At 68.5% G+C, this 21,060-nt stretch carries 21 protein-coding genes; 9 read left to right on the top strand and 12 right to left on the bottom strand.

Annotated elements, in window-relative coordinates; all coding sequences use genetic code 11:
- Positions 1-182, top strand: a 182-nt coding sequence (locus ACOFKS_RS01795; RefSeq protein WP_419807539.1) for a hypothetical protein, incomplete at its 5' end; no start/stop codon positions are given.
- Between the two features lie 45 nt (positions 183-227).
- Here ACOFKS_RS01795 and ACOFKS_RS01800 read toward each other — a convergent pair.
- The 4 genes from ACOFKS_RS01800 to ACOFKS_RS01815 all read right to left on the bottom strand — a co-directional run bounded on the left by ACOFKS_RS01800 (position 228) and on the right by ACOFKS_RS01815 (position 3,015).
- On the bottom strand, positions 228-566 hold the full coding sequence (locus ACOFKS_RS01800) for an alpha/beta fold hydrolase (RefSeq protein ID WP_419807581.1): 339 nt from the start codon (positions 564-566) through the stop codon (positions 228-230).
- Positions 567-604: 38 nt separating this feature from the next.
- Positions 605-1,867 (bottom strand): cation:proton antiporter, encoded by a 1,263-nt coding sequence (locus ACOFKS_RS01805; RefSeq protein WP_419807540.1) that lies wholly within the window; start codon positions 1,865-1,867, stop codon positions 605-607.
- 198 nt (positions 1,868-2,065) lie between these two features.
- Positions 2,066-2,650: a pseudouridine synthase gene (locus ACOFKS_RS01810; RefSeq protein ID WP_419807541.1), complete on the bottom strand. Its 585-nt coding sequence runs from the start codon at positions 2,648-2,650 to the stop codon at positions 2,066-2,068.
- A complete protein-coding gene (locus ACOFKS_RS01815; protein WP_419807542.1) occupies positions 2,647-3,015 on the bottom strand; it encodes a reverse transcriptase-like protein in 369 nt (122 codons plus the stop codon). The genes ACOFKS_RS01810 and ACOFKS_RS01815 overlap by 4 nt, the downstream gene beginning before the upstream one ends.
- 135 nt (positions 3,016-3,150) lie before the next feature.
- On the opposite strand from ACOFKS_RS01815, the gene ACOFKS_RS01820 reads away from it, so the two are divergent.
- From ACOFKS_RS01820 to ACOFKS_RS01835, 4 genes are all read left to right on the top strand, one after another.
- A complete protein-coding gene (locus ACOFKS_RS01820; protein WP_419807543.1) occupies positions 3,151-3,348 on the top strand; it encodes a DUF3606 domain-containing protein in 198 nt (65 codons plus the stop codon).
- Between the two features lie 133 nt (positions 3,349-3,481).
- Positions 3,482-3,925 carry a hypothetical protein gene (locus ACOFKS_RS01825; RefSeq protein ID WP_419807544.1) on the top strand — a complete coding sequence of 148 codons (444 nt, stop codon included), beginning with the start codon at positions 3,482-3,484 and terminating at the stop codon, positions 3,923-3,925.
- Between the two features lie 109 nt (positions 3,926-4,034).
- Positions 4,035-4,529 carry a PilZ domain-containing protein gene (locus tag ACOFKS_RS01830; protein ID WP_419807545.1) on the top strand — a complete coding sequence of 165 codons (495 nt, stop codon included), beginning with the start codon at positions 4,035-4,037 and terminating at the stop codon, positions 4,527-4,529.
- 91 nt (positions 4,530-4,620) lie between these two features.
- Positions 4,621-5,610 (top strand): spore coat U domain-containing protein, encoded by a 990-nt coding sequence (locus ACOFKS_RS01835; RefSeq protein ID WP_419807546.1) that lies wholly within the window; start codon positions 4,621-4,623, stop codon positions 5,608-5,610.
- A 38-nt stretch (positions 5,611-5,648) separates the two neighbouring features.
- Here the strand turns inward: ACOFKS_RS01835 and ACOFKS_RS01840 are convergent, their stop codons facing one another.
- The 5 genes from ACOFKS_RS01840 to ACOFKS_RS01860 all read right to left on the bottom strand — a co-directional run bounded on the left by ACOFKS_RS01840 (position 5,649) and on the right by ACOFKS_RS01860 (position 10,492).
- Positions 5,649-7,928: a fimbria/pilus outer membrane usher protein gene (locus ACOFKS_RS01840; protein WP_419807547.1), complete on the bottom strand. Its 2,280-nt coding sequence runs from the start codon at positions 7,926-7,928 to the stop codon at positions 5,649-5,651.
- 20 nt (positions 7,929-7,948) lie between these two features.
- Complete coding sequence (locus ACOFKS_RS01845) at positions 7,949-8,644, bottom strand: molecular chaperone (protein WP_419807548.1); 696 nt, start codon at positions 8,642-8,644, stop codon at positions 7,949-7,951.
- Between the two features lie 19 nt (positions 8,645-8,663).
- Positions 8,664-9,176: a spore coat U domain-containing protein gene (locus ACOFKS_RS01850; RefSeq protein ID WP_419807549.1), complete on the bottom strand. Its 513-nt coding sequence runs from the start codon at positions 9,174-9,176 to the stop codon at positions 8,664-8,666.
- Positions 9,173-9,718, bottom strand: coding sequence for a spore coat U domain-containing protein (locus tag ACOFKS_RS01855; protein ID WP_419807550.1), 546 nt, complete (start codon positions 9,716-9,718; stop codon positions 9,173-9,175). The genes ACOFKS_RS01850 and ACOFKS_RS01855 overlap by 4 nt, the downstream gene beginning before the upstream one ends.
- A gap of 84 nt (positions 9,719-9,802) precedes the next feature.
- Positions 9,803-10,492: a response regulator gene (locus ACOFKS_RS01860; protein WP_419807551.1), complete on the bottom strand. Its 690-nt coding sequence runs from the start codon at positions 10,490-10,492 to the stop codon at positions 9,803-9,805.
- Between the two features lie 102 nt (positions 10,493-10,594).
- Here ACOFKS_RS01860 and ACOFKS_RS01865 point away from each other — a divergent pair, with 102 nt between their 5' ends.
- From ACOFKS_RS01865 to ACOFKS_RS01880, 4 genes are all read left to right on the top strand, one after another.
- Positions 10,595-11,233 carry a response regulator transcription factor gene (locus tag ACOFKS_RS01865; RefSeq protein ID WP_419807552.1) on the top strand — a complete coding sequence of 213 codons (639 nt, stop codon included), beginning with the start codon at positions 10,595-10,597 and terminating at the stop codon, positions 11,231-11,233.
- Positions 11,230-13,707: a CHASE3 domain-containing protein gene (locus ACOFKS_RS01870; RefSeq protein ID WP_419807553.1), complete on the top strand. Its 2,478-nt coding sequence runs from the start codon at positions 11,230-11,232 to the stop codon at positions 13,705-13,707. Before ACOFKS_RS01865 ends, ACOFKS_RS01870 begins: the two co-directional genes overlap by 4 nt.
- Positions 13,704-14,105, top strand: a complete 402-nt coding sequence (locus tag ACOFKS_RS01875; RefSeq protein WP_419807554.1) for a response regulator — start codon at positions 13,704-13,706, stop codon at positions 14,103-14,105. Before ACOFKS_RS01870 ends, ACOFKS_RS01875 begins: the two co-directional genes overlap by 4 nt.
- Positions 14,106-14,238: 133 nt before the next feature.
- Positions 14,239-14,508: a DUF1488 family protein gene (locus ACOFKS_RS01880; protein WP_419807555.1), complete on the top strand. Its 270-nt coding sequence runs from the start codon at positions 14,239-14,241 to the stop codon at positions 14,506-14,508.
- A 9-nt stretch (positions 14,509-14,517) separates the two neighbouring features.
- Here the strand turns inward: ACOFKS_RS01880 and ACOFKS_RS01885 are convergent, their stop codons facing one another.
- The 3 genes from ACOFKS_RS01885 to ACOFKS_RS01895 all read right to left on the bottom strand — a co-directional run bounded on the left by ACOFKS_RS01885 (position 14,518) and on the right by ACOFKS_RS01895 (position 20,962).
- On the bottom strand, positions 14,518-16,905 hold the full coding sequence (locus tag ACOFKS_RS01885; protein WP_419807556.1) for a TonB-dependent receptor: 2,388 nt from the start codon (positions 16,903-16,905) through the stop codon (positions 14,518-14,520).
- Positions 16,906-16,989: 84 nt separating this feature from the next.
- The gene (locus tag ACOFKS_RS01890) at positions 16,990-18,615 is read right to left on the bottom strand and encodes an alkaline phosphatase D family protein (protein WP_419807557.1); all 1,626 of its coding nucleotides are present in this window, start codon (positions 18,613-18,615) and stop codon (positions 16,990-16,992) included.
- 13 nt (positions 18,616-18,628) lie between these two features.
- Positions 18,629-20,962 (bottom strand): TonB-dependent receptor, encoded by a 2,334-nt coding sequence (locus ACOFKS_RS01895; RefSeq protein WP_419807558.1) that lies wholly within the window; start codon positions 20,960-20,962, stop codon positions 18,629-18,631.
- Positions 20,963-21,060 lie beyond the last annotated feature (98 nt).

Here is a 21,060-nt window from a genome sequence, read left to right on the forward strand (position 1 = left end):
CGGTCGAGAATACGACGAATGACATGATCAGGAACGTCGATCCTGGATTGACGCATGCCACTCCGGCCATTCAGATCGGGTATGGTCATCGATTTTTCCGGGTTGTCGAACCACGCGAACCACGTGCGACCCTCGCGCCCATTTGCCGTCTTTCGGCTGCCGGGCCGCCGGCAACGGCGTGAGGCACACGTCCGCAGTGTCGTGACGACAGGTCGTTTGCGCGACCCCTAAGCACGGGACGCTGCCAGACTGATGAGGTCGCTGATCTCTCGCGAATGCGAGACCGGCGATAGATGGCTCGAGCGAAGTTCGATGGTATGGGCTTTCATCCGCTTCGCCATGAAACGCTCGAAAGCGGGATCGATGGTGCGGTCCTCTGTCGATACAGCGTAATAGCTTGGCTTGGACCGCCACGCCGCAATTGTCGTTTTTTCGGCAACGAGCGCCCGGCGGAACGGTTGCTGGACTGCGTACAATATGCGCGCGCGATCGCGCGGCACGTCACCCGCGAAATCATTGAGGAAGGACGCTTCGCTGAGCCGACCCTCGTCCCCGTCGTAAACGATGCCCGCAGAAGCAGACGGAACGGGAAAGCGCTTTCCAACTAGCTAGTTGTCTGCCGCCGGCGCTCGTCACGAAGATCGCGGTCATGGACGACTGCGAACAATGGCGACGCCATCAGCGTGGTGACCACCGCCATGAGCACCAGTATCGAAAAGAGCGCCGGTCCGATGATGCCGCGCTGCAGGCCGATGTTGATGATGATGAGCTCCATCAGCCCGCGCGCGTTCATCAGCGCCCCGATGCCTAGCGCGGTCCGGTTGTCCTGGCCGGTCAGCCGGGCAGCCGCCCAGCAGGCGCCGAACTTGCCCAGCACGGACGCGGCGAGGATCGCCAGCGCGACGAGCAGCAACGACGGCTCCATCACCAGCCCGAGCTGGGTGTTGAGGCCCGAATAGGTGAAGAACATCGGCAGCAGTAGCGCGACGGTGAAGGGTTCGAGCTGTTGCCGCAGATCTTGCGACAACCGCCCCCTCGGCATCACCACGCCGAGCAGGAAGCCGCCGAACACCGCATGCATTCCGACCCAGTCCATCGCAAAGGCGGCGAGCAGGAACAGCATCAGTGCAAGACCGAGATGGGCTTGGCTCAGCCGCCCCGCGCGCTCCACCGCACGCCCGAACGGCGCCAGCAGCCTGGGGCCGAAGCCAAGCACCAGCACGGCGAACAAGATGCCGCCGCCGATCGCCTTGATCGCGACCCCGGCACCGTCGCCGAAGGTCGCGAGCACGATCGCCAGCACCGCCCACGCGCCCGCATCGTCGATCGCGCCGGCCGACAACGACAGGCCGCCGAGCGACGAACCCGTGAGACCGCGTTCGTGGATGATCCGTGCGAGCATCGGAAAGGCGGTGATGGAGATGCAGGCACCCGTGAACAGCGTCGCCTGCACGGTCGTCAGGGTCGGTGCATACAGGCCCGGCAAGCGCATCAACCAGGGCGTGATGAGCACCGCCATCAGGAAGGGCGCGGCCATGCCGGACAGCGACACCGCGGCCGCGCTGCGCCGGTGGGCACGGAAGTGCGCGGTCTCGAACCCAAGTCCCACGAGAAACATATAGAGGCCGACGCCCAGCTGCGCGCCGACGTACAGGATGCCCTTGGTGTCCTTGGGGAACAGCGCCGCCTGCCATTCGGGGAACAGCAGGCCGAACAACGACGGCCCCAGCACGACGCCCGCGATCATCTCGCCCACTACCTGCGGCTGGCCTAGAAAGCGCCGGCCGAACCAGCCGATGCTCCGCGCCGCCCCGACGATCGCGAACAGCTGAAGGAAGAAGAGCGTGCTGAGCTGGCCTGGAGTCATTCCCCGCCCACGGCTAACGGCCGGCGCGGGTAAAGGCCATAGCCCAGGATAATGGCATGGCAGGCGGCGGGGAACGCCAGCGCCGCCGCCGGGCTGCCCGTCGTATCGGCGAGCGCCGCTCGCCAGCGGCACGGCCGCGGGGATCAGGCGGCGTGAACCTGCGGCCGATCACCTCGTCGATGTTTGACGAAGGTGCATTCACCTATGCGCGGGTGAGCGGGACCGTGCCTGATCGGGTGTCGATGGCGCGAGCCGGCTTTCGCCCGGCGCGATCCCGTCCAGCGTCCAGCCACCGACGCTCCACCGCACCAGCCGCAGGGTCGGATGTCCCACGGCGGCCGTCATCCGGCGCACCTGCCGGTTCCTGCCCTCGTGCAGAGTCAGCTTGAGCCAGCAATCCGGGACCGTCTTGCGAAAGCGGACGGGCGGATCGCGCGGCCACAGGTCGGGGTCGGCGATGCGCTCGACTCCCGCGGGGCGGGTCATCCCGTCCTTCAGGCGGACGCCATGCCGGAGCGCTTCGACACCGGCCGCCGCGACTTCGCCCTCGACCTGGGCGAGATAGACCTTGGGCAGCTTGTAGCGCGGATCGGCGATCCGCGCCTGAAGCGCGCCGTCGTCCGTCAGCAGCAGCAACCCTTCGCTATCGAGATCCAGCCGCCCGGCCGGATAGACGCCCGGCGTATCGACATAGGCCGACAGCGTCGGACGGGCGCCGGTCGTCGTCCGGTCGGTGAACTGGCACAGCACGCCGTAGGGCTTGTTGAACAGGATCAGCGTCACCGGGCGTGCCGTCGGGCGAGCGCGATCCCGGCGAGGTTCTGCGTGCGCTTGATCCACCTGATCCGCGGCGGCGGCACATCGCCCACCAGCCCCCGAAACGCGGCGAGGTGCGCCGCCTCGGCGCCCCGGCATTTCAGCTCGCCTCTGGCTTTCGCGATCACGTCGGCGGCGTCCCCGATCAACACGACCTCCGTCCAGCCCGCCGCTCGCGCGACGGTGAGCGCCTGGATCAGCGCCAGCCACTCGGCATCGCTGCTGGTGCCGTGACCCAGGTCGGGCACGACCGTCGTTCGCCCACCCGCCACGACCGCGACCTCCATCACGCCCGCCTTGCCTCGGCAGCCGCCGTCGAAGAAGACCTTCACGGATGGAAATCCCGGCGTGACGCCATTCCTGCGGCGCCTGCACAAAATGGCGTGGCGACGCGCATCCGAAAAAGCAGTCGCATCGTAGCTTGCCGATATCCCCTGGCGCCGATGCCGGGTTCATGGAGCAAGTCGATGACGGACGGCAAGGCGGAACGTGGCCGTGGGTACAGCATGGGCTGCGCCACGGGGGAGGGGTACAGCGCCAATTACCTCGCCGCGAAGCATCGCATCAGCGCGCAGCAGGCACGAGACCTGCTGCAAGAAGTCGGTCCCGATCGCGAGCGCCTGAACCTGACGGCAAGTGCCGTGAGGAGGGCGATGCAGGACTGACCCTTGATGAGGGTCGCCAGGCCCCGGCGGTCGCACCGATGATCCGCGATCGTTCGACCTTGGTCGCAGACGCAATCATCTGGTAATCGGTTCAGCCGATCAGGAACGGATGCAGTCGAGCTTCCTGTTCGCGGTGGATGCGTGCCGCAGCCTGATCCGCGTCGAGATGGGCGGGTTCTTCGACGCGCCGGACGTCGCGTGCTTCAGGGCCGGGCTGGAACAGGCGTTGGCGACCTTGGACGCGGCACCCAACCAGCATGTCATGATCGTCGATATTCGCGACATGAAGGTTCAGGCGCAAGGGCGGGTGGCGGACTTCCAGGCCATCTTCGCGGAACCGGGCTACCGTTCGAGCCGCCTGGCGATCGTCGCGGGCTCCTCGCTTTCCAGGACGCAGGTGAAACGCGCCGCAGCCGGCCGGGAAGCCGCCTATTTCGACCGGCCGGACGATGCCGAAGCGTGGTTGTTCGGGGCCAGTCATCTTCTGCCGGCTGGAGTGGCATCCGGCGGGTATCGTGCCTCTTCGGATCAGATCGGCAGCGGCCGTACGGTGCCGTCCCGTCCGGTACGCGATTAGAACTGCATCATTGCCTAAGACGATGGTCGAAGTTCCGCCGTCGGCCGTGCCATCGTAACGACCCGCTCATCACATCGCGCGACTTCTCAACAGCTTCGAGGAGGATACCGTGCGAAATCGGGAAATACGTCGACGGGTGGTGCTGCCGGCCCGGATGCGTCTGGACGGCGGCTGGGTGGACGTCTCGATCCGCAACCTCTCGTCGCGCGGGCTGATGATCCAGAGCGCCCACCCGGTAGAGCGCGGCACCTATGTCGAGGTTCGTCGCGGCGCGCATGCGATGATCGGACGCGCGGTGTGGCGCAAGGGCCGAACCTTCGGGCTCCACACGCAGGATCGGCTGGACGTCGAGGCGATCATCGCGCGGCCCGACGTCGCTGACAGCGTGCGAGCGGGCGGCGAGCCGGAACGGCGACACCGGCCCCGCGTCGTACCGGACGCGGAACGCAGCGTCCGCCATGGCAGGCGCGCGCAGTTCGCCGTGTTCGGCGTCGGCGCCGTCGTGGTGGCGCTGCTGATCGGCACGACCGTGTTCGACATCCTGTCGCAGCCGTTCGCCGCGGCCAGGGCGGCAATGATTTCGCCGATGGCCGGGGAGCGGTAACCGGGCCGCGCCGTGCGACTTCGGTCTAATCGCGACCGGGATCGCCGGCGCATAAACCTCTTGCTAGGGCGGAACCGGGAACCCTGTCTGGGTGAGCCGCAAGCCGTTCTCCGTTCGCGCGTCGATCCCCCGCGTCCTTGCCTACGGGGTCGGCGTGGCCGTGTTGTCGCTCGGGTTCGCGTCGCCCGCGAGCGCCGGCTGCACCACGTCGTCGACCGCGCTGACGCTGGCACCGTCGACGTCCTACGATGTACGTGGCGGCACGGTGCCGTCGGTGGCGGGATCGGCCGGCCTGTCGTGCACTGGTACGGCCTTGAGCGTGCTCGGCGGCAGCTATGCGCGGGCGACGATTACCAGCGCCAACGATTTCCGGCTGGTCGCGCCGACGGGTGATGCGATCACCTATGCCGTGTCCGCCGACTCCGGCGCCACCCAGACTTTCACGCAGGGCGGGACCGTCGATTATATGAACGTCACCCTGGTGTCGCTGCTCGGGTTCGGCAGCGCCACCAGCTATACGGCGCCGCTGCACGCGCGGCTGACGAGCGCGCCCAACCTTCCCGCCGGCACCTACAAGGATCGGCTGACGGTCGTTTGGGACTATTCGATCTGCAACGGCGTCCAGGTGGCGGGAGTCTGTGTCCTCTATGAGCGCGGTCGCGTCACTACCACGGTCGACGTGACGCTGGTGGTCGGCAGCGACTGCCGCATCGCGGCACCGGACCTGTCGTTCGGTTCCGCGCCGTTGGTGTCGCAGTTCCAGCCGGTCACCCGATCGGTACTGGTCGATTGCACGCGGGGCACCACCTACAAGGTCGCGTTTTCCGCCGGGCGCAACGCCTCGGCGCGGCCGTGGCGGACGATGAGCGACGGGGCGGGGCACGCCCTCCAGTACAATCTCTATCGCCCTGACGGCGCGACGATCTGGGACGAGAGCAATCCGCTGGCGGCGGCTGTGGCGGGCACCGGCGGCGTCACGCCCAGCCAGGTCCAGTCCTATGTGGCCAGGATCAATCCGGCGCAGGCGACACCCGCGGCGGGCAGCTACACCGATCAGGTGCAGGTCGTCATCAGCTTCTGACGCGCCGGGCAGGTAGGCTCGTCCTGGTGGGCTGCCGTTTATCGGCAGGTCACCGTGCCGATGTCGGCGAGCGGGCCGGTATCGGCCGGCACCTCCGCCGAGCCGTGACACGCCCGGCCGTCGGCACCGCGGGCGTCGACGTCGATCCGGCCCGTCATTGCCTCGATCAGCAGCACACCGTCCCACCCGACGATCGCCTTCGCCTGCCCGTTCAGCGTCGCGACGGTGCCCGGCACCAGCGGCGCGCCCACGCCATCGACCAAGCGCGCCGTCACGCTGAGATGATAGCGTACCGGCAGGTCGATCACCGCGCCGGTTCCGGCGCGCAGCGCCGCGCGGGTTTCGGTGCGTTCCGCGATCGCGCCGACCGGCAGGCGCACCGGATCGATCGCGAAGCTGCCGGCATGATTGGCGGTGACGTTGGGCACGAACAGATGCCCGCTGCGGTCGGTGCGACCCATCGGCTGGTTCTCGTAATAGACGGGAACGCCGGCCAGCCCGGTCGACACGACCGCGAACGATCCGGGCAAGGCGTTTTTCGCATAGACGCGGCCATGCATCAGCGCGAGCGAGCCCGTCACGCTGCCCCAGACCGAGGTTGCGTCGCCGCTGGAGGCCACGCCGCCGTCGACCTGGACCATTTCTCCCCGTCCGCCGGCGCTCGCCTGCCCCAGAAATCGTCCCTGAGCGGTGCGCGCGAGGTCGGTGGCGAAACCGAACCCGCCATCGCTCGGGATCGATCGTGCGGCACTCGCCTGCACACGCACGCCGCCGTCCGGATCGCGGGCGACCCCGGCGCTCGCGATCGTGCTGCGGCCGAAGGGGATCACGATCCTCGCCTGCATGCTGAACCGGCGCCGCAGGTCGTGATCGACCGCGACGAATGCCGACGTGCGACTGCCGAGCGGGAGCGAGAGGGAGACGGAGGCCAGATCGAACCGCAGGCCGTCGCGCTGGCGTGCCGAGACATAGCCCGCGCCGAGGCTGCCGACGCCGCGCACGGGCATGCTGACGCTCACTCGATCGCTGCGGCGGCTGCCCGCATACCGGCCAAGATCGAAGCCGCCGAGATCGGTGAAGCCCCCGCTTCGTTCGACATGGTCCGCCCCGATCGAAAAGCTGCTGGACGTATAGGTATAGCCAGCGGTCACTTGCGTCCCGGTCGTCCGCGCGGTCCGGCTCACCAGCAGCGATCCGCTGACCGCGCCCCAGCGTCCCGGCGACCAGGCGGCACCCGCGCCGGCGCCGACCAGGCCCGGCGTGACCTCCGTATGCGCCGACAGCGTCAGGCTCCGGCTGAAGCCGCGCCGGATCGAGCCGGACACGACCGCGCGCCGATAGTCGAAACTGCTGCGGCCATAGCCGTGCCGCAGCACACCCGCTTCGATGCTGAAGTCGGTCAGGCCCGGTCGCAGCAGTTCGGGCGCGACATAGAACGGAATAACCGTCGCGATCTCGCGCCCGACCGCATCGGTGGTGACGATGCGCGCCTCGCCGGCGCCGTTCACGACCGGCACGGAGTCGAGCACGAAGCGGCCCGGCGCGACGGCGGCGCTCGTCTGGCGATAGCCGTTGATGAACAGGTCGACGCCGGTCGGCACCGCGGCCTCGCCGGCGAAGCTGGGCAGCGGCACGGTGATGAGGTCGGGTCTCAGGGCGAAATCGCGGGCCAGCTGGACGCCGCCGATCCTCACCGCCCCGGTCCAGGCGAGCGCGCGGGTGATGAGGTCGCCTGCGTTCACCTCGATCGCGCGGCCTTCGTCGACCCAGCCGTAGCGCGTGTCGAGTCGGGTGTAGCCGCGCCGGGAACCGGTGCTCGCGATACCGGTATTGGCGATGGTGCCGAACCGTCCGAACACGCGCTGCTCTGTCCACAGCGACGCCACCGTCCGGCGGTTCGCCCGCTGGACGTACAGATCGTAGTTAAGCAGCGCGCCGGTGTCGACGAGGGTGGCCGTCGGATCGGTGGTCGGAGCATTGATCCGCCGCGTCGGCAGCAGCGCCGGCGGAACGTCGATCAGCAGCCGCTGACCCGCGACATCATAGGTGGCGCGAACGCCGGGCCAGTGCGCGACGTCGACCGCGCCGGTCTGCGGCACTGCGATCCCGGCTTGCCGCAGTTCTTCGGTATCGACCAGCAGGCGCTCGCCGTCCTGCACCATGCCGGCCAACGCGCCACCGGCCTGACCGTTGACGACCAGCTCCACGAACAGTGTCGTGGGCAGGGCCGCCGCCGTTCGGGCCTCCGCGCGGTCGTCCGCCGCCACCGCCGGTGCCCAGGGCAGCAACAGCAGGGCGAGAAACAGAAGGGCGCGCATGCGTCCGACCCTGCCGGTGGTCAGGCCTGGTTGCCGAGCACTTGGTCGATGCCGTTTACGCGGACCCTCACCGTGCCGACCTGGCCGGCGGGCAAGGGTAGCGCCAGGGTGGCGCCCGGCAGGACGTAGCCGGCCAGCCCCGCCTTGACGACGATCTCGCGGCCGCGATCCAGCAGGCGCAGGTCCGTCAGGCGAGCGTGCGCCGCGCCCGCGTTGCGGATCAGCAGGACACGCGCCGCGCCATGGGTGACGATCCGCGTATCGAGCTGCGGCGCGCCGACCGGTCCGGTCAGCGCGAACAGCGGGACCGAGTAGCGCATCTGGACCGCAAGCCGCGCCTGCATGGCACCCGCCGCTCCGACGTCTGGCGGCTTGGGCAGCTCGTCGATCACCAGCCGATAGCTCGCCTCCGGCGCCGTACCGCGAACGCGGCGGATGATCCGGACGAGCTGACGCGCGCCCGGCGCCACCGTCGCGATCGGCGGGCTGGCGACGATCGCATCCTGGCGATCGAGCCGATCCTCGCCATCCGGCTGCGACCAGCCGAGCGTGCGGACCTGCAACGTGATCGGCTCGCCGCCCTTGTTCTCCAGCCACAGCGCCGACGCCTGCTCGCCGGCCCTGATGACCGGATCGACCGGCCAGATCACGACGGCGGAGGCATGGGCGATGCCCGGCAGACAACCGAGCAGGAAGAGCAGGCTGAAGCGGCGCATGGGAAACTCCTGCGCCCGGTCACCAGGTAAGGGTGACGCGGACGGTGTCGGTGTAGGTGCCGGCGGCGGTCGGCCCCGACAGAGTGGCGACGGCGCGGATCGGGATGGCGCGCCTGCCGCCGACGAAGGCGAGCGGCAGCGGGACGGACCACGGGATCGACGCGCCGTCGGCAAAGAGCTGATAGCGGATCGTCCCGGCACTGCCGGCGCGCTGGAGGAAACGGTCGCCCGCCGCCGGATGATCGCCGTTGTCCGCCGCCAGGGTGGCCGACATGCCGGGCGTGCACTCGACCGCGATGCCGGCGCCGGCCGTGGAAATCAGCGTCGCCGTCGCGCCCGTGCCCGCCACGCCCGCGACCGTGCCGAGATCGATCGTGCCCCAGCGGCCGCCGGTATCGGCGGCGACCAGACAGCCGGCGACGATCTGTGCCGTTACGTCGATCGACTTGCCGGTCTCCGCCGCCGCCGGGGTCGCGGCGCCCAGCACCAGCACCGCGGCCAGGGCGGCTTCGCGCGCGTGCACCGCGCTCACCAGGTCAACGTGACCTGGACGGTGTCGGTGTACCGCCCGGCCGCGATCACGGCGCCGCCGCTGTTCACGCGCGCGTAGATCGGCACGGTAAAGGGCGAGGTCGTCGCCGTGCCCAGTGAGATCCGGCTGCCGATGGTAAGCTCGCTGGTGCGCTGGGCGTCGCTGAACAGGCGATAGTCGAGCGTGTTGCCGTTGGACGCCATCCGCCGCTTGCCGGCGGCGTCGTTCGCGCCGGAGCCGACGGTGAGCTGCGGGGTGACGCCCGGCGAGCACTGCACTTGCAAGGTGCCCAGCGTGCCGACCAGCTGGCCGTCGACATTGCCGAAGATACCCGGCTGATCGGCGAAGGCGATGTCGCCCAGCGTTCCGGCGTTCGTCTGAAGCTGCGTGGCGCCGTTGACCACACAGGCGTTGGTGACGTTGAGCGACACGCCGATGGTGCCGGCGGCGCTGTCGGCCGCGGCAGGCGTGGCGGACAGCAGCGATGTGGCGACGGCGGCGCCGATGAGCGAGCGGATCAGTGTTGCGGATAGCTTGGCCATGTCGATATCCCTGTTGTCGTTCACAGGGGGGCCTCGTCGCGGGCGGTAAAGTTATCCTTACGGGCTGGTGGCAGGTTCCCGATCTTAGACCGAAGTCGCATCCCGGTCCGCGTTTCGTCGCCGATCGATCGCGGCGATCGCCCGCCGTGCTTCGCGGCGCGCGCCGCGCACGGCATCGTTCTTTCCGTGCGACAAGGCGAGCCATGCGTGACCGACGGCGGCGAAGCCAAGCGTCCCGGCGATTCCGGCGATCCGATGGGCCAGACCCGCCATATCGTCCTCACCGTCCAGGGCCACGATGCCTTTCATCAGCAGGTCGCGGAACCGCAGCGTCATCGCGCCGATCTCCGCGACGCCTAGTCCTTCTTCCAGTCGATCGAGCACGTCGACCGCGCCATCGGGCCGCCAGCGTGCCGCGGTCGCGGTCAGCTCGTCCGGCGTGCAGGGCTTGGGCAGCAGACCGTCGAATCCGTCGGCGTGGAGCAGTGCCACATCGGCGACGCGTGTGGTCGTAAAGGCGACGATCGGCACCGATGCCTCCGCACCTTCCCGCCCACGGATCGCCGCCGCCGCCTTGAAGCCGGTCATTCCGTCCATGCACAGGTCCATGAGAATAAGGGCCGGGCGCAAGGAGAGCATCGCCAGTGCCTCCTCACCGCTGGCGGCGGTGGCGATGGCCCAACCGGTCGCCGAAAGGACTTTGGCGGCGAACTCGCGATTGATCGGCTCGTCGTCGACGATCAGCGCGAGTGGCGGGATTGATCCGGACTCCACTATATTCCTGACTATTATCTATATGATCGCTGTAGACAGTCGACATCGATAGTGAAACGTGTTGGTCTGAAGCATGTAGATCATCGATAAGCGGCCGAAGGGGTGAAGACGGGCGGACGTGTCTTGATAGCGGATGACCATCCGCTCACCCGTGAGGGGCTGGCTCTGGCCGCAAGATCCGCCATGCCGGGCATTACGACGATCTGTGTCGGTTCGATCGCGGAAGCATCGGTCGAGATGGAGAACCGGGCAGGTTTCCGCATGGTACTGCTCGACTTCCAACTTCCCGATGCGCGTGGCTATTCGGGTCTGCTCGCCTTGCAGTTCCGCGATCCTCGGACCCCCATCGTGGTGGTCACCGCGCGCGAGGACCCGTCACTGGTCGAAGCGGCGAAGGCGCTCGGCGCGGCGGGGTATCTGTTCAAGAGCCTGCCGCTCGATGCGATCGCCGTGCGTCTCCGCGACGTCGACGCGGGTCGAACCAGTTTTCCCGCCGACACCGTTGCAAGTGCGACCATCGCCGCCGCCCGCGCCCGCATCGGCGACTTGTCACCAGCACAGCACGGCGTGTTGATGGCGCTGACCGACGGCCGCTCGAACAAGGAGATCGCGCGCGTTCTGGACGTGACCGAAGCGACGGTAAAGGCGCACCTGACCGCGATCTTCCGCAAGATGGGAGTCACCAACCGCATCCAGGCGCTGTTGGCGATCCAGCCGCTGATCGGGTCGGTCGGCGCATGACCCCGCCGGTCGATGGAGTCCAGGCACCGTCGCCCGCGCGCTTCCTCCTGATCGCGCTGATCGTGCCGGCGTTCCTGATCGGCCTCTTCGGCTGGCTGCGAACGGAATACGGCCGATCGGAGCAGGTCCGTGCCCAACTGGTGCGATCTTACGATCGCCGGATCGATCAGCTCCATCTCCTGTCCCGGCTGAAGGATGCCGAGACCGCTCAACGTGGCTATCTGCTAACCGGCGATCCCGCCTTTCTCGCCCCGTTCGACCCCGCGCGTCGCGATATCGAGCGACGGTTGGCCGACGCCGCCGATCGCGCCGACCCGAAGGTCCCGAGCGCGTACCCGCCGCTCGTCCGGCAGCTCGTCGCGCTGAAGTTCGCCGAACTCGACGGAACCATCAAGCTGGTACGGGCCGGCGAACGCGCGCGCGCGCTGCAGATCGTGGTCGACGGGCCCGGACAGCGAATCATGGATCGGCTGCGAACCGTGATCGGCGCGATGGCCGAGGCCGAGGAACGTCGTACGACCGAGCGACGCGCGGCCTATCTCGCTTATCGAGCCCAGTTGCAGCGGATTCTGCTGATCGTGATCGGGGTGCTGGTCGCGATCGTCCTGATAGCGCTGTCGTCGATCTGGCGTCTGCGGCAGCAACGTCATGCGTCCCTGGTCGAAGCCTTCGAAGCCGCCGAGCGCAACGCCACCATCCTGAACAGCACCACCGATGCGTTGCTGACTCTCAACCCAAGCGGCACCGTCGAAGGCACCAACGCCGCCGCCACGCGGATGCTTGGCTATGCGCCCGCCGATCTGCAGGGGCGCGATATCGGCGCGATCCTCGACCTCCCCCGCACCGAAGGAAGTTTCCACCAGCGAGTCGGACTGGTCGACGGACAGCTCCGCCAGGGGTTCCTTCCCGACCGGCTGGTCCGCCACCATGACGGGCGCGCCGTGGCGGTGGACGTGGCGATGGGCGTCATGGCTCTGCCCAGTGGCCTGCATATCGTTGTGTCGCTCCGCGACATCTCCGAGCGCAAGCGGGTCGAGCGGCTCAAGGGCGACCTGATGTCGACCGTCAGCCATGAACTCCGCACCCCATTGACCTCGGTGGTCGGATCGCTGGGATTGCTGCGCGCCGGGGCGGCGGGCAAGATACCTGTCGCCGCCGCTCGCCTGGTCGAAATCGCCGAAAACAACAGCCGCCGGTTGATCCGGTTGATCAACGACATGCTCGACATCGACCGTATCGAGTCGGGCAAGCTCGAGATCGAGCAGGTGCCCATCGACCTGCGCGCCGTGCTGGACCAAGCCTGTGTCGGGAGCGAGGGGCTGGCCCGTGCCAAGGGTGCGACGATCGATTGTCACAAGCCCGCAGCGCCCGTCGTGATCGCGGGCGACCACGACCGGCTGCTGCAGGTCGTCACCAACCTGGCCTCCAACGGCATTCGTGCCGGCGCGGTCGGTGCGACGCTCGACATGAGCGTGGTCTCCGACGGGGTAACCGCGACGGTGCTGGTCGAGGATCGGGGGGCGGGTGTGCCGCTGGCCTTCCGGGATCGGATATTCGGTCGCTTCGAGCGGGCGACGCCGGACGACGGCGCGACCGGCACCGGGCTGGGGCTCGCCATCTCGCGGGAGATCGTGATCCGTCACGGCGGCAAGATCTGGTTCGAGGATCGCGCCGGCGGCGGTACGCGGTTCGCCTTTTCCGTGCCGCTGCTAGGTCGTGCGGCGAGCGCCGACCCGGGCGCGGCCGCGGTACTGGTATGCGAGGAGGACGACGAGGTGGCGCGTCAGCTCATCGCGATCGTCGCCGCGGAAGGATGCGCCTATGATCTGGTCAGGTCCGCCGACGAGGCACGCGCGGCGATCGCGCGGCGGACCTACACCGCGATCCTGGTCGGGATCAGCCTGCCGGAGGAAGGCGGCATCGCCTTCGCCCAGGCCGCCCGAGACGGAGACCCGCCGGTCGATGTGCCGATCGTCGTCGTCGCGCGGGCGACGACCGGCGGCGACGATCTGGTGGTTCTGGACGTGGTCGACCGGGTCGACAAGCCGGCCGACCCGCGACGCCTGTCGCTCGCGATCCGGTCTGCGCTGGCGAGAGCCAATGCCCGCCAACCGATCATCCTGCACCTGGACGACGATCGCGACCTGCTGGAGGTCGTCGCCGCCGCGATGGAGCCGGAGGCGCGGATCGTCACGGCGACCGATCTCGACTCGGCCCGGTCGATCCTGCAGCGAACGTCTCCCGACGTGGCGATTTTGGACATGAAGCTCGCGAACGGATCCGGGCTCGATCTGCTGCCGTTCCTGACCGATGCCGACGGTGTGGCGATCCCGACGATCATCTACTCCGCCCAGGACGTCTCCCCCGAACTGGCGCGATCGGTGGATGCGGTGCTGGTCAAGGCGCGGGGTTCGATCCCGGACCTGAAGGCGACGATCCGCCGCGTCCTGGAATTGGGAGGGACTGGCCCATGAAGCCGCTGTCGATCCTGTTCGTCGACGACGACGACGATATCCGGGAGATCGTGGTGCTCGCGCTGTCGCTCGATCCCGCCGTCACGCTGCGCGCGATGGCGTCCGCGCGGGAAGCGCTGAACATGCTCGCCGCCGGCTATCGCCCGGACGTGGCGCTGCTGGACGTGATGATGCCGGGGATGGACGGTCCGACGTTGCTGGACCAGCTGGGGCGGCTGCCCGCGACGGCCAACATCCCGGTGATCTTCATGACCGCCAAGGCCCGGCAGGCCGACGTCGCCCTTTATCGCGCGCGCGGCGCGACCGGCGTCATGACGAAGCCGTTCGATCCGATGACGCTGGCGGCCGACATCCGGGCGGTGCTGGCCGGCGGCGATCGACCGCCCGGCGACGGGTAGACCAGCGACCGCCGCGCCGCTGGACCGGCTGATCCTGCGACGATCGTGGGCGGCGCCCCTCGATCGACGGAACGTCCCGCGTACCTCGAAGGTTGGGGCCACCGCATACCCCGATCGCACACAAGGAAACGACATGGCCGACCGTCTCGACATCGACAATGCGAGTATCTTCGACAATCTCGACGAGCAGCAAGTGGAGTTCGCGGGCGAGGTCGACGGCGACGAGTACCAGTTCGCCGTCCGCTACGACCTGCTGGAGGCGCTGACCGGCGACGCGCCGGAGGGCGACGCCGCCGAGACGTTCAACCGCTATGTCGATCCGATCAGTGATGCAGCCCTGGTCGCGCTCGCCCGCGATCGCGACCAGTCGATGATCGTGGTCAGCGAGAACGACCTCGAATAGCGGGCCGCGTCAGAACTTGGCACCGACCTCCACGCCATAGAAACGCGGCTCGCCCGCGATATAGGTCGGGTCGCCGAAGCCGCCGCCGGTGTTGCCGGCGTCGAGCAGGTAGCGCTTGTTGGTCAGGTTGCGCGCGAAGCCGCCGATCCGATAGCGCCCGTCCGCCAGCTCGATCCCGGCGCGCAGGTTGACCAGCGTATAGCCGCCCTGGCTGATCGCCTCCGAATTGGGCAGCTCGAAGAACACCTTGCTCTGATAGGTCGCCGACGGCGTCGCGTAGAAGGTGACGTTGTCGGCCACCGGCGCGCGCAGGCTGGCGCCGAGCGACGCGGTGTAGTCGGGCTGGAGGCGGAAACGGGCGCCGGCATAGGTCGGCGCCACGTTGTTGCCGCGGTCGATCCGTCCGTTGAGATAGGCGAAGCTGCCGAACAGCGACAGCACGGGCATGACGCGGTAGGTCGCCTCCAGCTCGAAACCGGGGTTCTTGGCCGACCCCGCGCTCTGCGTGGTGACCACGCCGGCGCTGTCGGTGACCGACACCTGAAAGCCGCTATAGGTCTGGTAGAATCCGGACAGCGTCGCCGACAGCGTCGGCGTGCCGATCTTCACGCCCGCTTCGTAGTTCCACACCACCTCGTTGGGCACGATCTGAAGGTTCGGGGTGACCGGTGTGCCCGCCCGCGCGGCGAGCTGGACGATCGGGCTGCGGCGGCCCTTGCTGATCGTCGCGTAGAGGTTGACGTCGTCGCTGACGCGCAACAGCGCGTTGACGCGCGGCAGCACGGCGGTGAACGAGCGTTCCGCGACGAACTTAACGCCGCCGGTGCTGGCGGTGCCGAGCAGGCTGGTCCGCACGCCCAGCGCGGCGAGGATCGTGGAGTTGGGCTGGATCGAGCTGTAGCCCGATTGGCGGTCCTCGATCAGGATGCGCGCGCCGGCGGTGACTTCCAGGCGCGGCGTCGGAATCCAGGTCGCGTCGGCGAACACCGAATAGGTGTCGTTGTTGCCGAAGTTCGAGAACACGGAGCTGTACGGGATCTGCGTGGCCGCGCCGCGCGTCAGGATGGCGGTGGCGCGGGTGGCGGGGATCGTGCCGTTCGCCGCGACGCAGGCGGTGCCGGTCGGGATGCCGGCGCCGTTCAGTGCCGTGCGGATCGCGGCGAAGGCGGGTGCGACCGAACACGCGATGTACGTGCCTTCCTCGGTCGAGAAGGGCACCCGCTGCGAGCCGTTTTCGAAAAAGGCGTTCCAGCCGAACGACGCGCGAAATTTCGGCCCGTCGAAGGCGAAGCGGCTCTCGTGGCTCCACTGGTCGCCGCGCGCGTCTTCCGCGAACTCCAGATACCAGGCCGGCCCGCCGTCCGCGTCGAACACCTCGTTGCTGTTGAAGCGGCGATAGCCGTTGACGGTGGTGAAGGTGATGCCGGGCGACAGGTCGACCTGCACCGTCAGGTTGGCGTCGTAGAGGTCGCGCGTCAGCCCGAGCCGCGCGTCGCCCAGTACGGCGGCGCTGAACGGCGAGCCCGACAGCTCGGCACGGCCATAGTCGCCGGTCTGGCCGCCGGTCGGCGCGAAGACACGCGACCTGAACGCGGTGCCGGGATTGCGCTGGCCGTCATAGGTCAGGACCAGGCTGGCCGTCACCGCCTCGTTCGGCCGCCAGCGCAGCGAGCCGCGAATGCCGCGCTGGTCCTGGCCGTTCAGGTCGTCCTGATCGATCCGACCCTGGTTCTGATTGGGAATGGTCGGATCGCCGGCGATGTTGCGGACATAGCCGTCGCGATATTTGTACGCGAACGCCAGTCGCGCGGCGAGCGTGTCGTTGCCGATGTTGATGAAACCCGACGCCTGCGTGCGGTTGAAATTGCCATAGGTCGCGGTCAAACCCGCCGATGTCCCCGCCTCGGCCGGCGCGGAGATGATGCTGACCGCACCGATCGCGGCGGCGGTGCCGAACAGTGTCGCCTGCGGCCCCTTCACCACCTCGACGCGGGCGACATCGTACAAGTCCTGATACGCACCGCGCGACCGCGAGATGTCGATGCCGTTGTAGTATAGCGTCACGCGCGCGCCTTGCTGCGCCGACCCGGAATCGGACGTGATGCCGCGGATCACGAAGCCCGGATTGTTGGCGCTCTGTTCCTGGATACGCAGGCCCGGCACGTAAAGCGCGAGATCCGACAGCGAGTTGACGCCCAGGTCCGCCATCCGCGCGCCGGTCTGCGCGGAGACGGTGACGGGCACGTCCTCGACCTTCTGCTCGCGCTTCTGCGCGGTGACGACGATGTCGTTCTCGCTCGTCTCGGGCGTCGGTACGCTCGACGAGGACTGGGCAAGCGCAGTCGTGGAGGCACAGGTCAGAAGAGCGGCCAGAAGGCCGCCGGTGAGCTTGGTCATGTCGATTATCCCCTTTGTCGGCGGCGATAGGCGACGCGTCTTGCAATTATGCGACAGTTCGACGTGACGACGATGACATCGGTGTCACGCGATGACGCGGCGATCCCGCATCACGGTCGCGCTATGGCCCACGCGCCCGCGCGGCGTCCGCTGCTTCACGGTGTCGACCATGATCCAGTCGTTGCTGACCCGGTCGGCGGCGATCGTCAGCGCCATGTAGCCGCGCCGCGACGTGTCGCACCACTTCAGCTCGGGATTGGCGCGCACCAGCGATGCGGCGACCGTCTTCGGGTCCGCCGCGATGCCACCTTCATAGCCCGGCGACGTGACGCTGTGCCCGGCGAACTCGACCGCCGCGGGGCGACCGCCCTGTGCCAGATCGTACGCCCAGGCATTGTGGCTGTCGCCGGAGATCACCACCGTGTTGCCGCCGCCCGCCTGCGCACCCTTGAGAAAGCGAGCCCGCGCCGCCGGGTAACCGCCCCAGCCGTCGAAGTTGAACGGCAGTCCCGCCTTTGCCGCGGCGATCCCGCGTTCGACGAAGCCACGCGCCCGATCGGTCGATCCACCGAGCCATGCGCCGGCGTCGGCGGGCATCTCGGTATCGCCCATGATCGTGCCGAAGCCGACCACCTGCCACGGTCGCCCGCTGCGGACCGATGTAGCCATCGCGTGCGCCAACCAGCTTTCCTGCTGCGATCCCATCATCGTCGCCGCCGGGTCCTGCCACGCGCCGTCGCGGAACCCACGCAGCGCGCTCGCCGGGTCGGTGCCCTCGAACAGCGGGGCGATGTCGGGTTGCTCGGTGCGGGCCAGCAGCCGCGTCTCGGTGCGGAACAGCGTCGCCAGCGCGCCGATGTCATACGCCTTCCACGGCTCGTCGGACACCGGCATCCACTCGCGGTACGCCTGGATGGCGGCAGCGCGACGCGCGTTCCAGTCGCCTTCCGTCGCGGGACTGTGGTTCTCGGCGCCACCCTCCCAGCTGTCGTTGGCGCTCTCATGGTCGTCCCACTGCGCGATCATCGGCAGCTTGATGTGGAGTGCCTGCAGGTCGGAGTCGGCGCGATAGCTGGCGTAGCGCAGGCGATAGTCGGCGAGGTGGATGATCTCGCCGGCGGGCAGGGGCACCCGCCCCGGCACCGCGTCCTTGGCGGGCGGGTATTTGTCGGGCGCGTATTCGTAGAAGTAGTCGCCGAGGTGGATCGTGCAGTCGAAGTCGTCGCGCGCGACCGCATGGCCATAGGCGTTGAAAAAGCCATAGCCGATGTTCGAGCACGAGAAGATCGCCGCCCGCCACGGCCGCGTGCCGTCGGCCGGCAGCGTGCGGGTGCGGCCGACCGGCGAGAAGCTGCCGTCGGGAGCGACGAACCGGAAATGATAGCTACGGCCGGGCTGCAACCCGTCGACCGTGATCTTCGCCGTATGATCGCGCCACGGGCCGGTAACCTGCGCGCCGGTCGTGACCGGGCGCGCGAAGTCGGCGGTCTCCGCGATCTCGACCTTGAGTTCCGCCGCGCCGCCGCCGGCGGGGACATAGCGCGTCCACAGCAGCACCGAGTCCGCCCCCGGCTCCCCGCTCGCCACCGCATGGGTAAAGCCGGTCAGCCCGATCACGCCCTGCGCATGCAGGAAACCGGGGATGGCCAGCGCGCCCGCCCCGAACATGCCGGTGGCGAGGACGGAACGGCGCGAGACGGGGAAGGTCATGAGACGGCTCCGATCAGCGAAAGCGACCACTCAGCTGCACGCCGATGACGCGCGGCTCGTTGTACACGGCGGCGAGGTAGTTTTCGATCACGCCCTTGAGGTTCTTCTGGTTGGTGACGTTGCGCGCGAACGCCGCGATCTCCCACGCATCGTTCGGCGCGGCATAGCCGACCCGCGCGCCCAGCTCGTAATTGCCGTCCGCGTAGAACTCGCGGGTGCGATAGAGGACGAAGTTGGTGTAGCCCTGAATCGTGAAGTCGCCCGCGACGAACAGCCGGCCCTGATTGGCGAGCGGCAGGTCGTAGCGCGCGTTCGCGTCGATGCTGTACTTGGGCGCGTTGGGCAGCGGGTTGCCGTTGATCGCTGCGAAATACGTCGTGCCGGCGCCCGAACCGCGCGTGAAGAACGGGTCGAGCACGGTGCAGACCTGCACGCCGTTCAGGCCGCAGGTCTGGGCGAAGACGTTGCGGTCCTTGATCTCCGTGTGCAGCGCGCTGGCGCCGAGGCCCAGCGTGAAGTTCGGTACCGGCCGCCACGTCACCTCGGCCTCCACGCCCCGGCCGATCGCATGGTCGGCGTTGAACAGCACGCCGTTGCCGTTGCTGTCGTTGCCGTTGAGCTGAATGTCGTTGACCGAATAGGTGAACACCGCCGCGTTGAAACGCAGCGTGTCGTTGAAGGCGCTGCTCTTGATGCCCGCCTCGAACGACAGGTTGGTTTCCGAGTTGGCGGTGGTGAAGTCGGCGTTGAACACCGCCGATCGGCCCTGGATGGTCGGGCCGCGGAAACCGCGCGCGGCGCGCACGTAGAGGCTGACGTTCGGATCGGCCTGCCACAACAGCGACGCATCCCAGCTCGGCTGCGTGTCGGTCAGCCGCACGTCGCGTCGCCCGGTGTAGGTGACGATATTCGCCTGCGTGTTCGCGGTCTTGAGCAGCACCGTACGCTTGCGGTCCTCGGTCACTCGCGCGCCGCCGGTGATCGTCAGCGTCGGCGTGAGCTTGAAGCTCGCCTGGCCGAACGCGCCCCAGCTGGTGTTGATGTCGTGGAGCAGCACCCAGTTGTTCGGGTTGCGCGCCGCCGTGGTCAGGAAGAACGCGCGCTGATCGAACTCGGTGAAGTCGCGCTGATCGAAATAGATGCCGCCGACCTGCCAGGTGAAGCGCCGGTCGCCGGGGCTGGCGAGGCGCACTTCCTGCGTCCACTGGTCGAGGTCGCGCAGCCGGCCCTGCGACTGACCGAAGCCGTTGGCGACACCGTTGAACGGATAGTTCGCCGCAGCACCACCATCGGTATCGCCGCGGCTATAGCCCGAGCTGGTCTCATAGCCCGTGATCGACGTCAGCGTCGCCGCGCCGAAGTCCCACGCCGCGCGCACGGAGCCGCCATAGGTGTTGTACGCCTGCGGGTTCTGCTGCCCCTCGTCGAGCGCGACGCGGTCCCACGGCTCCGCGTCCGACTGGTTGGAGCCCTTCCTGAGCGCCGCGCGATGGAACAGCGTCGAGGTGCCCTCGTACCAGCGCGCATGGCCCGACGCCTCGATCGACACGCCGTCGGCCGGGGTCAGCCGCAGTTGGAGGCGCAGGTTGCGGTCGTCATAGCCGCCCATCACGTCCGACTGCCCGACCGCCGTGCCGTCCGCGCTCGGGCCGGTATAGCTGTTGCTGACCCAGTTCTCGCGGTGCTGGAGCAGCGTCGAGACGCGGAAGTCGAGCACGCCGGGGATCAGCGGCCCGCCCACGCCCGCGTCCAGACTTTCGGTGAAATAGCTGCCGACCGACAGGCTGGCGCGCGACTGGAAGGTGTCGCTGGGCTTGATCGTGTCGAACTTGATGATGCCGGCGGTGGTGTTGCGCCCGAACAGCGAGCCCTGCGGGCCGCGCAGCACCTCGACCTGGCCGATGTCGTAGACCGGGTTGGACTTCAGCACGACGTGTTCGAGGACGATGTCGTCCTGGATGATCTCCACCGGCTGCGACGCGCCCAGGTAGAAGTCGACGTTGCCGAGGCCGCGAATATAGAAGCGCGGAAAGATGCGGCCGGTGGTGGTCTCGACGTACAGGCCTGGCACACGGCCCGACAGCGCCAGCAGCGTATCGTCGCCGCCACTGGCATAGGTGCGCTGGTCGTCGCCGCCGATGACGCCGACGGAGACCGGGACGTTCTGCAGGTTTTCGGCGCGGCGCTCGGCGGTCACGATGATGTCGCCGACGCCGGTCTGCCCGTCAGACGCGACGCTCGGGTCGGCAACCGGGGCGGTCTGCGCCCCGGCGGTGCCCGCCATCAGCAGCGCGGCGGGCGCCGCACCGAGCAGGAAGGCGGCGCGGCGCAATGGATCGATCGTCATGGAACCCCCTGATGTACCTCGGGTCCCCGGCCCGGCGCGTGCGATTCAGTCGCCGCCCCGTTGTGCCTGCCCGTTGCCCGGCCGCTACGGGCCGATTG

This window comes from Sphingomonas sp., assembly GCF_965200135.1.
Classification (GTDB): domain Bacteria; phylum Pseudomonadota; class Alphaproteobacteria; order Sphingomonadales; family Sphingomonadaceae; genus Sphingomonas.

Excerpts from the sequence above, each read along its gene's own strand:
- ACOFKS_RS01805 (WP_419807540.1), bottom strand. The coding sequence starts at position 1,867 with ATGACTCCAGGCCAGCTCAGCACGCTCTTCTTCCTTCAGCTGTTCGCG.
- ACOFKS_RS01820 (WP_419807543.1), top strand. The coding sequence starts at position 3,151 with ATGACGGACGGCAAGGCGGAACGTGGCCGTGGGTACAGCATGGGCTGC.
- ACOFKS_RS01840 (WP_419807547.1), bottom strand. The coding sequence starts at position 7,928 with ATGCGCGCCCTTCTGTTTCTCGCCCTGCTGTTGCTGCCCTGGGCACCG.
- ACOFKS_RS01845 (WP_419807548.1), bottom strand. The coding sequence starts at position 8,644 with ATGCGCCGCTTCAGCCTGCTCTTCCTGCTCGGTTGTCTGCCGGGCATC.
- ACOFKS_RS01855 (WP_419807550.1), bottom strand. The coding sequence starts at position 9,718 with ATGGCCAAGCTATCCGCAACACTGATCCGCTCGCTCATCGGCGCCGCC.
- ACOFKS_RS01870 (WP_419807553.1), top strand. The coding sequence starts at position 11,230 with ATGACCCCGCCGGTCGATGGAGTCCAGGCACCGTCGCCCGCGCGCTTC.
- ACOFKS_RS01875 (WP_419807554.1), top strand. The coding sequence starts at position 13,704 with ATGAAGCCGCTGTCGATCCTGTTCGTCGACGACGACGACGATATCCGG.
- ACOFKS_RS01880 (WP_419807555.1), top strand. The coding sequence starts at position 14,239 with ATGGCCGACCGTCTCGACATCGACAATGCGAGTATCTTCGACAATCTC.
- ACOFKS_RS01885 (WP_419807556.1), bottom strand. The coding sequence starts at position 16,905 with ATGACCAAGCTCACCGGCGGCCTTCTGGCCGCTCTTCTGACCTGTGCC.
- ACOFKS_RS01890 (WP_419807557.1), bottom strand. The coding sequence starts at position 18,615 with ATGACCTTCCCCGTCTCGCGCCGTTCCGTCCTCGCCACCGGCATGTTC.
- ACOFKS_RS01895 (WP_419807558.1), bottom strand. The coding sequence starts at position 20,962 with ATGACGATCGATCCATTGCGCCGCGCCGCCTTCCTGCTCGGTGCGGCG.